Origin of the sequence: Cupriavidus pauculus, assembly GCF_022179805.1 — a bacterium.
Taxonomy (GTDB): domain Bacteria; phylum Pseudomonadota; class Gammaproteobacteria; order Burkholderiales; family Burkholderiaceae; genus Cupriavidus; species Cupriavidus pauculus_E.
Genome location: NZ_BPUO01000007.1, coordinates 156044 through 168423 on the forward strand (window position 1 = coordinate 156044; position 12380 = coordinate 168423).

Annotated in this window: 12 protein-coding genes and 1 tRNA gene; 4 read left to right on the forward strand and 9 right to left on the reverse strand. The window is 64.7% G+C overall.

Translation table 11 applies throughout. The features are described from left to right. Window positions 1-3: 3 nt before the first annotated feature. The gene (leuC, locus tag MFF62_RS16030; RefSeq protein WP_238264112.1) at window positions 4-1419 is read right to left on the reverse strand and encodes a 3-isopropylmalate dehydratase large subunit; all 1416 of its coding nucleotides are present in this window, start codon (window positions 1417-1419) and stop codon (window positions 4-6) included. Between the two features lie 133 nt (window positions 1420-1552). On the opposite strand from leuC, the gene MFF62_RS16035 reads away from it, so the two are divergent. Then, complete coding sequence (locus MFF62_RS16035) at window positions 1553-2470, forward strand: LysR family transcriptional regulator (protein ID WP_238264113.1); 918 nt, start codon at window positions 1553-1555, stop codon at window positions 2468-2470. Window positions 2471-2594: 124 nt separating this feature from the next. Then, entirely contained in the window at window positions 2595-3581 is a 987-nt protein-coding gene (gene dmeF / locus MFF62_RS16040) for a CDF family Co(II)/Ni(II) efflux transporter DmeF (RefSeq protein WP_238264114.1), read from the forward strand. A gap of 19 nt (window positions 3582-3600) precedes the next feature. Here dmeF and MFF62_RS16045 read toward each other — a convergent pair whose 3' ends face one another. Together MFF62_RS16045 and MFF62_RS16050 are read right to left on the reverse strand one after the other, a co-directional pair. Further along, window positions 3601-4584, reverse strand: a complete 984-nt coding sequence (locus MFF62_RS16045) for a quinone oxidoreductase family protein (protein WP_238264115.1) — start codon at window positions 4582-4584, stop codon at window positions 3601-3603. Between the two features lie 71 nt (window positions 4585-4655). Further along, the gene (locus MFF62_RS16050) at window positions 4656-5099 is read right to left on the reverse strand and encodes a GNAT family N-acetyltransferase (RefSeq protein WP_238264116.1); all 444 of its coding nucleotides are present in this window, start codon (window positions 5097-5099) and stop codon (window positions 4656-4658) included. 55 nt (window positions 5100-5154) lie between these two features. Here MFF62_RS16050 and MFF62_RS16055 point away from each other — a divergent pair, with 55 nt between their 5' ends. After that, window positions 5155-5385 carry a hypothetical protein gene (locus tag MFF62_RS16055; protein WP_238264117.1) on the forward strand — a complete coding sequence of 77 codons (231 nt, stop codon included), beginning with the start codon at window positions 5155-5157 and terminating at the stop codon, window positions 5383-5385. A 79-nt stretch (window positions 5386-5464) separates the two neighbouring features. On the opposite strand, the gene MFF62_RS16060 is transcribed toward MFF62_RS16055, so the two are convergent. From MFF62_RS16060 to glmU, 6 genes are all read right to left on the reverse strand, one after another. After that, a tRNA-Cys gene (locus tag MFF62_RS16060) sits at window positions 5465-5539 on the reverse strand. A 117-nt stretch (window positions 5540-5656) separates the two neighbouring features. Beyond that, entirely contained in the window at window positions 5657-6136 is a 480-nt protein-coding gene (gene bfr, locus MFF62_RS16065; RefSeq protein ID WP_238264118.1) for a bacterioferritin, read from the reverse strand. Between the two features lie 216 nt (window positions 6137-6352). Beyond that, entirely contained in the window at window positions 6353-6808 is a 456-nt protein-coding gene (locus MFF62_RS16070) for a PA2169 family four-helix-bundle protein (protein WP_238264119.1), read from the reverse strand. Between the two features lie 174 nt (window positions 6809-6982). Beyond that, window positions 6983-7579 (reverse strand): GTP cyclohydrolase II, encoded by a 597-nt coding sequence (gene ribA / locus MFF62_RS16075; RefSeq protein ID WP_238264120.1) that lies wholly within the window; start codon window positions 7577-7579, stop codon window positions 6983-6985. A 503-nt stretch (window positions 7580-8082) separates the two neighbouring features. Beyond that, window positions 8083-9921 carry a glutamine--fructose-6-phosphate transaminase (isomerizing) gene (gene glmS / locus MFF62_RS16080; RefSeq protein ID WP_238264121.1) on the reverse strand — a complete coding sequence of 613 codons (1839 nt, stop codon included), beginning with the start codon at window positions 9919-9921 and terminating at the stop codon, window positions 8083-8085. A gap of 15 nt (window positions 9922-9936) precedes the next feature. Continuing rightward, on the reverse strand, window positions 9937-11298 hold the full coding sequence (gene glmU, locus MFF62_RS16085) for a bifunctional UDP-N-acetylglucosamine diphosphorylase/glucosamine-1-phosphate N-acetyltransferase GlmU (RefSeq protein ID WP_238264122.1): 1362 nt from the start codon (window positions 11296-11298) through the stop codon (window positions 9937-9939). Window positions 11299-11564: 266 nt separating this feature from the next. On the opposite strand from glmU, the gene MFF62_RS16090 reads away from it, so the two are divergent. Then, on the forward strand, window positions 11565-12371 hold the full coding sequence (locus MFF62_RS16090; RefSeq protein ID WP_238264123.1) for a DUF6279 family lipoprotein: 807 nt from the start codon (window positions 11565-11567) through the stop codon (window positions 12369-12371). Window positions 12372-12380 lie beyond the last annotated feature (9 nt).

Here is a 12380-nt window from a genome sequence, read left to right on the forward strand (position 1 = left end):
CGGTCAGCGGGATTGGCCAAGCTGGCGCACATCGGTGATGCAGCCCGTGATGGCTGCGGCGGCGGCCATGGCCGGGCTCATCAGGTGCGTGCGGCCCGCGCGGCCCTGGCGGCCTTCGAAATTGCGGTTGGTTGTGGACGCGCAGCGCTCGCCGGGCTCCAGCACGTCGTCGTTCATCGCCAGGCACATCGAGCAGCCGGGCTTGCGCCATTCGAATCCGGCTTCCAGCAACAGCGCGGCGATGCCCTCGGCCTCGGCCTGTTCGCGCACCGCTCCCGAGCCCGGCACCACCATGGCCCGCACGCCGTCGGCCACCTTGTGCCCGCGCACCACGTCGGCCACGGCGCGCAGGTCCTCGATCCGGCCGTTGGTACACGATCCGATGAACACGCGTTGGACCGGCAGCCCCTGCAGGCGGCTGCCCGGCGCCAGGCCGATGTAGTCGAGCGCGCGCTCGGCGGAAGCGCGGGTGATGGCATCGGCCGCATCCAGGGGGTTCGGCACGGCGGCGCTGACCGGGATCGCCTGGTCGGGGCTGGTGCCCCAGGTAACGTAGGGCTCGACCGCCGAGGCGTCGAAGTCCAGTTCGGCATCGAAAGCCGCGTCGGCGTCGGACACCAGTTGCGCCCAGGCGGCCCGCGCGCGGGTTGCCATCGCCGCATCGATATCGGCCGCGCGTTCGAGCACATAGTCCACCGACGTGGCATCGGGCGCGATCAGCGCGCCGCGTGCCCCGGCCTCGACGGTCATGTTGCACAGGGTCATGCGCGCTTCCATCGACAGTGCGCGGATGGCGCTGCCCGTGAACTCCACCACGTACCCGCGCGCGCCCTGGGCGCTGATGCGCGAGATGATGTGCAGGATCAGATCCTTCGACGTGGTGCCCGACGGCAGCACGCCATCCACGCGAATGCGCATGTCCCGCGCCAGCCGGTAGACCAGCGTCTGCGTAGCCAGCACGTGCTCCACCTCGGACGTACCGATGCCAAACCCCAGCGCGCCGAATGCGCCGTAGGTGGTCGTGTGGCTATCGCCGCACAGGACAACCATGCCGGGCCGGATCATGCCGTGCTCGGGGGTAATCACGTGCTCGATGCCCTGCAGCGGGTCGTTGGTATCGAACAGCGGAATGCCGTGGATGTCGCAATTGCGCTTCAGGTTGCGGGCCTGCAGCGCGGACGCCGGGTCCTGGATCACGCGCGGCGATTCGGCATGGGTGGGAATGATGTGGTCCACCACCGCAAGTTGCTGCCCCGGCGTGGGCACCTTGCGCCCGTGCTCGGCCAGCCCGGCAAAGGCCTGCGGGCTGGTGTACTCGTTCATGATGTGCAGATCGGCATAGAGCAGCACGTTGTCCGCATCGAGCGTGACCACGGTGTGCGACTCCACGAGCTTGCGGTACAGCGTGCGTCCGGCCATGTTGCTGCCTGTGGGGGTGTTGGAATGAAGGCAGTCTAATCGCGGAATCCATGGCTATAATTTCGCGAATTGCATTTCATTCGTGCCAGCGATTCATGAATAGCTGGAACCCGCTTTTGGCACGATCCCCACCATGGACGCCTTCTCCGATCTCGCCTTCTTCATCCTGCTGATCAAGCGCGGTAGCCTGGCCGGCGCCGCGCAACAGCTTGGCCTGACGCCATCGGCGGCCAGCAAGCGGCTGGCCGCGCTAGAAGCCCGTCTGGGCGTGCGTCTGCTGAATCGCACCACGCGGCGGCTCTCCGTCACGCCCGAAGGCGAGGCCTATCTGGCGCAGGGCGGACGCATCCTGGCCGAACTGGAGGAACTGGAACAGGGACTGGGCGGCAGCCGCGTGGCGCCGCGCGGGCTGCTGCGCGTCAATGCGACGCTCGGATTCGGGCGCCGCCACATCGCCCCGGCCGTGGGCGACTTCCTGCAGGCGTATCCCGATGTGGAAGTCCAATTGCAACTGACCGACCGCGCACTGAACCTGGCCGAGGAAGGGTTCGACATCGGCATTCTGGTAGGCGACCTGCCCGATGCGCGGCTCAACGCGCGCAAACTCGCGCCGAACAGCCGGCTGCTGTGCGCGGCACCGGGCTACCTGGCGCGCCATGGCGAACCGGCATCGCCGCGCGCATTGCAACAGCATCGATGCATTGTGATCCGCGAAAGCGAAACCGCCTATGGCACGTGGCATCTGAATGCGGCCGGGCGGCAGGAAACCGTCAAGGTGCGCGGCACCGCCGCCACCAACGATGGCGAGGTGGCCGTCAACTGGGCCTTGCAGGGCCACGGCATCGTGCTGCGGTCAGAGTGGGAAGTGGCGCCGCTGCTGCGGTCGGGCAGGCTCCGGCAGGTGCTGCCCGAATGGTCGGCCCCACCGGCGGACATCTATGCCGTCTATCTGTCGCGCGACAAGCTCTCGGCACGGGTTCGCGCATTCGTCGACTTCATGGCCGAACGGTTCGGCAGCTACGACACCTCGGCCGACTATCACGGCTGGTAGTTCAACTCTGGCAAGTTGATGCCAGGCAGCAACCGCCCTGATCGTGTCAGGGTCGTCCGACGTCCGATAGTTCGCGGCTGCTACCCTTGAGCCTGCCTTCTTCCTCGTCATACGGATATCCCCCATGCACACGCAAAACTTTTCCGCGTGGACCCATTCCCACGTCTTCGACACCGGCAATCAGGCGGCCGAACGCGGCACGCGCCTGGTGATGTGGATCACGCTCGCGATGATGGCCATCGAAATCGCGGCCGGGCTGGGCTTCAACTCCATGGCACTGCTGGCCGACGGCTGGCACATGAGTTCGCACGCGGTGGCCATCGGCCTGTCGGCGGCTGCCTATGCCGCTGCCCGGCGCCTGGCGCACGATGCGCGCTTCACGTTCGGCACCTGGAAGATCGAGGTGCTGGCCGCGTTTGCCAGCTCGGTGTTCCTGCTGGGCGTGGCGGCGCTGATGATATTTGGTTCAGTGGAACGCCTGCTGAGCCCGGCCCCGATCCACTATCAGGAAGCGATGGCCGTGACCGCCGTCGGCCTGCTGGTCAACCTGGGCTGCGCGCTGATCCTGGGCGGTGCGCATCATCATCATGACCATGATCACGGGCACCACCATGGCCATGACCACCACCATCACCACCACGACATCAACCTGCGCGCGGCCTACATCCACGTGATTGCCGACGCGGCCACGTCGGTGCTGGCCATCGTGGCGCTGGCCGGTGGCTGGTGGCTGGGCTGGAACTGGCTGGACCCGGTCATGGGACTGGTTGGCGCCGTGCTGGTGGGGCGCTGGGCCATCGGGCTGATGCGCCAGAGCGGCACAGTGCTGCTGGACCGGGAAATGGATCACCCCGTGGTGGACGAGGTGCGCGAGGTGCTGGACGAATTCGCGCACGGCGACAGCCACACCCGCATTGCCGACCTGCATGTCTGGCGCGTGGGCCGCGAGCAGTTTGCCTGCATCGCCAGCCTGGTCACGCACGACCCCACCCTGACGCCGCAACGCGTGCGGCAGGCCCTATCGGTGCATGAGGAACTGGTGCATGTGAGCGTGGAGATCAACCAGTGCGACGATGGCCCGGCGCACTCCCGGGCCACGCATCGCCGCTAGGTTGCAAACCCGGTGCCGCTCAGGGCACCAGCAGGATGGCGCCGGTGGTCTCGCGGCGCTCCGCCGCCTCGTGGGCGTGCGCCACATCGGCCAGCGGGAACCGGGCGCCGATGTCGACCTTCACGTGACCGGCGGCGATGGCGTCGAACAGGTCTTTGGCATTGGCACGGAAGCGCGCAGCGTCCGCGTTATGCGGGAACACCGAGGGCCGGGTCAGGAACAGGCAGCCCTTTTTGTTGAGCAGTTCCGGCTCGATGGCCGGCGCCGGCCCCGATGCCGCGCCATACAGCACGACCATGCCGAACGTCTGGGCGCAGTCGAGCGACCCGAGGAAGGTGTCCTTGCCCACGGCGTCGTAGACCACCGTCACGCCACGGCCGTCCGTGGCATCGCGCACCTGCTTGACCCAGTCGCCGTGGCTGTAGTCGATGGCGATATCGCACCCGGCGGCCTTCGCGCGCTCGCACTTGGCCGCCGAGCCGGCCGTGCCGATCACGCGCGCGCCCAGCGCATGCGCCCATCCACTGAGAATCTGGCCCACACCACCGGCGGCCGCATGCACCAGCACCGTATCGCCGGGCTTGACCGCATGGGTATGGCGCACCAGGTATTGCGCGGTCATCCCCTTGAAGATCGTGGCCGCGGCCTGTTCGTCGCTGACGTTGTCGGGCAGTTTGACAAGCTTGTCGGTGGCCACGTTGCGGCCTTCCGCATAGGCACCGAGCCCGGCGTTCATGTACGCCACGCGGTCGCCCACGGCCACATCGGTCACGCCCTCGCCCACCGCCTCGACCACGCCAGCCGCCTCGAAACCCAGGCCGGTACCGGCCGGCAGCGGATACGTGCCGCGACGCTGGTAGATATCGATGAAATTGAAGCCGATCGCGGTATGCCGCACGCGCACCTCGCCGGGCGCCGGTGCCGGCAGCTCGACCGATTCGAGCCGCATGACCTGCGGCGCTCCAAATTCGTGAAGGCGGATGGCGCGGACGGTGCTGGGCATGGGGTCTCCTCGATTCGCTGTCAGAAAATGAAGACCCGATTATTGACGCTTTTGCGAATTCCTGCCGGCGCTCACGCCAGTTCCGCGCTCATGCACAAGGCGCTGGTATCGCGCAGCCGTCGGAACTCCTGGCTCTCCAGCACCTCGACCGGCAATTTCGACGCGTGGATCAGCGAGAAGCCGTAACGCGCGAAATAACTGGGACAGGTGGAAGTCAGCAATACCGCGCGGCGGCTGCCGTTGGCCCGCGCCCGCATCATCACCGCGCTGACGAGATGGCTCGCCACCCCCTGGTCGCGCCATTCGCGCAGCACGGCCACCGATCGGATGATCGCGGTATCGCCGAACAGTTCGGCACAGGCGCAGCCCACCAGTTGCGATTCGAGCACGGCCACATGGAATTCGCCAACGAGCCGCGGCAAATCGTCCACCGGCAAGCCGCACCGCTCAAGAACGGCCCCGATGGCGGGCGCATCCGTCGGCTGAGCCATACGGATTCGCATATCTTTAATCATTTGGAGCCTCTGTTTCTCTCATCACGTTGCGACGGATACGCCATGGAAGCCCTGCATGGTGAAACTGGTGCGCATACCGCCGGCGATATTTACCGGCAGTCGTACGACAACGAGCACCAAAGAGAGCGGTGAAATGCTGACGATTGGTGCGTGTGCGCCTCACAGTATCGCAATCGCGACCGAGTTTCCAGAGGGGAGTTCACCGGATGCGACGCTTGCCATGCATGGCCAAAAAAGCAGCATGAAATGCGCCAGCCATGCCCATGAGTATCGGCAGCGTTCGTGAAAAAATCAGGAATGCCTCACGCACCGCAAAAGCCATTGGCGAAGCCGAGAAATCAAGGCGGGAGAAACCGCAGGAGGGATGGAGGCGGGGATACGGAATCGAACCGTCGTAAACGGCTTTGCAGGCCGTCGCATAACCACTCTGCCACCCCGCCCGGGGATGACGGCGCCGAACGGGCCGTGTTGTGGTGCGGGGCGCAGTGTAGCCCAAGTGGAAAAAACCTGCAGGGCGTGGCCGCGCACTGCCGGCAGTGCCAGGTGGCGGCGCCAGGCTATTCCTCGGGGCTGCCCATGGCCGACTGCAGATAGTTCTGCACGCCAACCTTGCCCACCAGCTCGATCTGCGTCTGCAGCCAGTCAATGTGGTTTTCGGTGTCGTCGAGGATGTCGGTGACGATGTCACGCGACACGTAGTCGCCCACCGATTCGAAGTACTTGATCGCCTCCTTGAGACTGACCTGCGAGACCTGTTCGAGCTTCAGGTCGCAGCCGAGCATTTCCTCGGTGTTCTCGCCGATCATCAGCTTGTCAAGGTCCTGCAGGTTCGGCAGGCCGTCGAGCATCAGAATGCGTTCGATCAGTCGATCGGCATGCTTCATTTCCTCGATCGATTCCTCATATTCATGCTTGCCCAGCGCCAGCAGCCCCCAATGGCGATACATGCGGGCGTGCAGAAAATACTGGTTGATTGCAGTCAGCTCGTGCTTGAGCTGGCCGTTGAGCAATTGAATGACCTTCTTGTCCGTTTTCATGACAGCGATCCCCAAAAATCTCCGGCGACGATTTTCATGGTAATTCCCTGTTCCGGAAGTTCAAGCCCGGCGCGGCTTTCCGGGCGGTTTCTCACCTAATAAATCGCCGCACCGATTATGCGAGTGATACTGATTCCGATTCATGAGGACAAAAAAGGCGCCTCGGGAGAAGGCGCCTTGCGTCATTTTGGCCTTGCGTCATTTTGAGTAGCGTACTTATTCGCCGCTTGCGCGATAGCGGTTACGCAAATCGCGGATCAGATCATGATTGCGCAGCACGCCCTGGTACTGGCGCTCGATCAGCGCGCGGATATCGAAACTGAGATCGGTTTCCTGCAGGGCATCGGCGTACTTCTTCTTGGCCACATCCTCGCCCTTCTCTGTTTCTTCCAGAATGGACAGGTCGGTACGATCCGATACCGCCGTGCGCAGACTGATCCAGCCACGATGCAGCGCGCCGGCCATGCTGCCATGATCCTCGGCCTTGCCACCCAACGCCGCCACCTGCCCCTGCAGCTCACGAACCGCTGCCCCACACTCGGTGGACCGGCTGGAAAACAGCGTCTTCAGCTCCGGGTTCTTTGCATCCTCGGCAGCCTTGCGAAAGCCCTCTTCGCCGTCGCGCGAGACTTCGATCAGGTCATTGAGTACGGACACATTGTTGTCAGCCATAACGGACTCCTCTCATCTCAACGGCGCGCCGTGCGGGCGCGACGCCCATGGAATATCCCGCACGCCAAAAAGCGTGGCGCGCGGCCTCAGTTCCAAGATAGAAGAGTGGCCCCGCCGGGGATGTCGGGGGGCCTCGCAAGCCGTTGTCGGCCTTTGCCTACATGACTTGCGTCGTCAGTCCAGCAGATGTCCCATGCGCGACCGCTTGGTCGCCAGGTATTTTTCGTTCTCGGCATTGGGGGGCACGATGTGACGCATCTGCTCCGTCACACGGATACCGGCCTCTTCCAGCGCCTTGATCTTGACGGGATTGTTGCTCATCAGCCGGACCGACTGAACGCCCCACTGGCGCAGGAAATCGGCCGCAAAGGCATAGGTGCGGGCGTCGATGGCCTGGCCCAGGGCCAGATTCGCATCGACAGTGTCCAACCCGCCATCCTGCAGGGCATAGGCGCGGATCTTGTTCGACAGCCCGATACCGCGGCCCTCGTGGCCGCGCAGGTACAGCAGCACGCCGCGGCCTTCCTCGGCAATCTTCTTCATGGCCAGGTCCAGCTGCTCGCCACAATCGCAGCGGCAGGAACCGAACACGTCGCCGGTCAGGCATTCGGAATGCAGGCGCAGCAGCACGCTTTCGCCCGAGATGTCGCCCATCGAGAGCGCCAGATGTTCGGTACCGGTATCCACGCCCTGGAAGGCATGGGCGGTGAATTGGCCATAGCGGGTCGGCAACCGGGCGGAGCCGATCAGCTCACTTTCTAGGTCTTTCATATGATGTTCACTGGAGGCGCCATGGGGCCCGCGCAGCATGATGCGGGCACGGGACAGGCGCGCCACGCGGCGCTGATTGGGAGGGGGCGCGGACGCGGCATGCCGGCAAGGATACCGCGAAATGCATTCCGCCATTCACCGAGGGGTTACCGGACGGTAGGCGCCGGCATCCGGCGGCAGCTGCTCAATCCGGCACAAAGACGCCGCTGGTACCCGCGCGGCGCACCTTGATGGGCTGGTTGGCGCGGCCGAGCAGGGGGAAGCGGTGGCGGAATTCTTGGGGGGTGAGGCTGTCAGTTCGCCTTTTTCTATTGCCTCCACCACCGCCAGCTTAAAAGCCAGCGTGTAGTCACGTTGGGTTCGCTTCCGATCCGCCTCCAAGGCACGCTCCTCATCACTGCAAGAAAAGTGTCAACCTTATTCAGGACGAGTCAGTTTCATGTGAAAAGGCCACGCTCTCGCGTGGCCTTTTCATACACACACTCACCAGCAAGTCGAAGCGCTTACTCCACCGTTACCGACTTTGCCAGGTTGCGCGGCTTGTCCACGTCCGTGCCACGTGCGCAGGCCGTGTGATAGGCCAGCAGCTGCAGCGGCACCACGTGCAGAATCGGCGAGAGCGGGCCGTAGTGCTCGGGCATGCGGATCACCTGGATGCCGTCCGACGACTGGATATGCGTGTCGGCATCGGCAAACACGTACAGGCGGCCGCCGCGTGCGCGTACTTCTTGGATGTTCGACTTCAGCTTCTCCAGCAGCGCATCGTTCGGAGCCACCGTGACCACCGGCATGGCTTCCGTCACCAGCGCCAGCGGGCCGTGCTTGAGCTCGCCAGCCGGGTATGCCTCGGCGTGGATGTAGGAGATTTCCTTGAGCTTCAGCGCACCTTCCAGGGCGATCGGGTAGTGCAGGCCACGTCCCAGGAACAGCGCGTTCTCGCGGCGGGCAAAGTCTTCCGACCAGGCGATGATCTGCGGCTCCAGCGCCAGCACGCCATGCAGCGCTGCGGGCAGGTGGCGCAGGTTGGTCAGCGCTTCGGCTTCCTGCTCATCGTTCACGTGGCCGCGTACCTTGGCCAGTGCCAGCGTCAGCATATACAGCGCGGCCAGCTGCGTGGTGAACGCCTTGGTCGATGCCACGCCGATTTCCGTACCGGCGCGCGTCAGGAAGCGCAGTTCGGTCTCGCGCACCATCGCGCTGGTGGCGACGTTGCAGACCGCCAGCGTGTGCGTATGGCCCAGCGAACGCGCGTGGCGCAGCGCGGCCATCGTATCGGCGGTCTCGCCCGATTGCGAGATCACCACTACCAGCGCACGCGGGTTGGGCACGGTCTCGCGGTAGCGATACTCGCTGGCCACTTCCACCTGCGTCGGGATCTTGGCCACGGACTCCAGCCAGTACTTGGCCGTGCAGCCCGAGTAGTAGCTGGTGCCGCACGCCAGGATCAGCACGCTGTCGATCTCGGCAAACACCCGTGCGGCATTGTCGCCGAACAGGTCCGGCGTGATGGCGGAAATGCCTTCCAGCGTGTCGCCCAGCGCGCGCGGCTGCTCGAAGATTTCCTTCTGCATGAAGTGGCGGAACGGCCCCAGTTCCACGGCCGCGGCGTGGGCTTCCACCACGCGCTCTTCGCGTTGCACCTCGATGTCGTTGACATCGCGGATCGTGGCGCCGGCGCGCGTGATTTCCACGACGTCGCCCTCTTCCAGGTAGACGATGCGGTTGGCGGTGCCGGCCACGGCCAGCGCGTCCGATGCCAGGAACGATTCGTCATTGCCCAGCGCCACCACCAGCGGCGATCCAGCGCGCGCGCCGACCACCACGTTCGGCTGGTCCTTGGCCACCACGGCAATCGCGTAGGCGCCATGCAGGCGCTTGGTCACGACGCGTACCGAGCCGAACAGGTCGCCGCGCGTGGCGCTGCTGGGGTACGTGTAGGCCTGGTGAATCAGGTGGGCCACCACCTCGGTGTCAGTCTGCGATTCGAAACCGTAGCCCACGGCGCGCAGTTCGTCGCGCAGCGGCTCGTAGTTCTCGATGATGCCGTTGTGCACCAGCGCGATGGTCTCGTCCGAGAAGTGCGGGTGGGCGTTGACCGTGTCGGGCTTGCCGTGCGTGGCCCAACGCGTATGGGCGATGCCGATGTGTCCGCCCAGGCCGGACGATTGCGTCTGCGTGTCCAGGTCCGCCACGCGCGAGACGGTGCGCGCGCGTTCCAGGATCGCGTCGCGCACGACGGCCACGCCGCAGGAGTCATAGCCGCGGTATTCCAGGCGACGCAGCCCTTCGACCAGGACGGGAACGATATTGCGGTGCGAAACCGCGCCGACGATGCCACACATAGCTGAACCCCTTTATTATTTCGGTTGCTTGACCGGACGCTGCCAGGCGTCGATCGTCATCTGTTTCGCGCGCGACAGCGTGAGCTTGTCGGCCGGTGCTTCCTTCGTCAGCGTGGTGCCCGCGCCGATCGTCGCGCCGCGGCGCACGGTTACCGGCGCCACCAATTGCGTATCCGATCCGATGAAGACATCGTCCTCGATGACCGTGCGATGCTTGTTCACGCCGTCATAGTTGCAGGTAATCGTACCTGCACCGATGTTCACGCGCTGGCCAACGGTAGTGTCGCCCACATAGGCCAGGTGATTGGCCTTGCTGTGGTTGGCGATCTGGCTGTTCTTGACCTCGACGAAGTTGCCGATGTGCACGTCCTGGCCCAGCTCCGTGCCGGGGCGCAGTCGCGCATAGGGCCCGATGCGGCCGTCCGGCCCGATCTTTGCTTCCTCGAAATGGCAGAACGGTTGCACGCGTGCGCCAGCGCCGACAGTGGTGTTGCGGATCACGCAGTGCGCACCAATGTGCACGCCATCTTCCAGGTGCACGTGGCCTTCGAACACGCAGCCTACATCGATGGTCACGTCGCGCCCGCAGGTGAGTTGGCCACGCACGTCGATGCGCGCGGGATCGAGCAGCGTAACGCCCGCTTCCAGCAGTCGTTGGGCGACGTTGCGCTGGTGGATGCGTTCGATCTCGGCCAGTTGGACCTTGCTGTTGACGCCAAGCGTCTCCCACAGGTCCACGGGCTGGGCCGAAACGATCTCCACGCCGTCAGCGGCGGCGCGTTCGATGGTGTCGGTCAGGTAGTACTCGCCTTGCGCGTTGTCGTTGCGCAGCGTGGACAGCCAGCGGCGCAGATGGCCGGTCGGGCAGACGATGATGCCGGTGTTGATCTCGCGGATCGCGCGTTCCTCGTCGGTGGAGTCCTTCTGCTCGACGATGCGCACGATATTGCCGGCGGCGTCGCGCACAATACGACCGTAGCCGGTGGGATCGGGCATTTCGACGGTCAGCACGCCCATGCGTTCGCCGCCGGCGGCCTGCACCAGGTGCTGGAGGGTGGCCGCAGACGTTAGCGGCACATCGCCGTAAAGTACCAGCGTGGGCTGGGCGTCATCGAGCAGCGGCAGCGCCTGCATGACGGCATGGCCGGTGCCCAGTTGCTGCGCCTGCTCGGCAAACGCGACATCGTCAGCCGCCACGGCGTCGCGCACGTGTTCGGCACCGTGGCCTACCACGACCACCAGCCGCGAAGGCGACAGCGTACGGGCGGTGTCGAGCACATGAGACAGCATGGGCCGACCGGCAACCGGGTGCAGTACCTTGGGCAGCGCGGAGTTCATGCGCTTGCCCATCCCCGCGGCAAGAATGACGATATTCACAAGGAGGTTCCTAAGTGAGTGTGTCTGAGAAAAAGCTGAAAAATCCGAGCCTGGGAACAATGGGGCTGATGCGGCTGAACCGTTGCCAGGACTGGGCTGGCGGGCGATCTGCGGGCCCCGGAAACATGCGCGCCGATTCTAGCACGCGCCCTTTGCCAGGACCGGGTCGATCACTTGGCGTTACCGTTGTTCACATTTGGACACGCCGCGTTTTTGCATGGTTTGCAGCATTTACCATCATTTTGGCGTTGGGCGGATGCAACGCCATGAAACTGGGCTACCAGCAGGGCGACAAACTGGCCTACTGGTGGGTAGACCGTTATGTCGACGTTTCCGACGACCAGGAGCCGCCCACCAAGGAAGCGATTGCCCGCTTTTTCAGCTGGCACCGCCGGGCCCAGCTACCCGAGATCGAAAAGGTCCTGACCCGCGTGAAGGGCGAAGTCGCCGGCCCGGTCGACGCCGCAATGATCCGCCAGGTGCAGCAGGACACGAACCGGTTGGGGCGCCAGGCCTTCGACAACGCCGTTCCCGACATGGCCGACCTGATGCTGACACTGACGCCAGACCAGATCAAGCGTATGGAGGCCAAGTTTGCGGAAAGCAACGCCAAGTACCGCAAGGAATTCCTGAAGTCCGACCCCGAGGCCCGCACCGACGCGCGTTTCGACAAGATCATGGGCTACGCCAAGCTGGTATACGGAGGCTTTTCGGACGCGCAGCAGAAGGACATCCGGTCAGCCATGGGGCCGTACATGCAGGGCGCCGACGCGCGCTACGCGGAACGCGTCAAGCGGCAGCAGGAATGGGTGACCATTGCCCGCGAGGTGTCGACCAGCCATCCGCCCAAGCCCCAGGTAGAAGACATGCTGCGCAAGTACGCCGATCACTGGCAGCGGCCGTCAGCCGGCGAGCAACGCAGCACCTCGGCTGGCGTGGACCTGACCGTCAAGATCGCCAACCTGACCACGCCCGACCAGAAAGCCCATGCGGTCAAGCGCTTTGACGGATGGATCGACGATACGCGCTCGCTGATGCGCGGCGGCGGGGAGTCGTCTCAGGCGACGAAATAAGGCCCGATC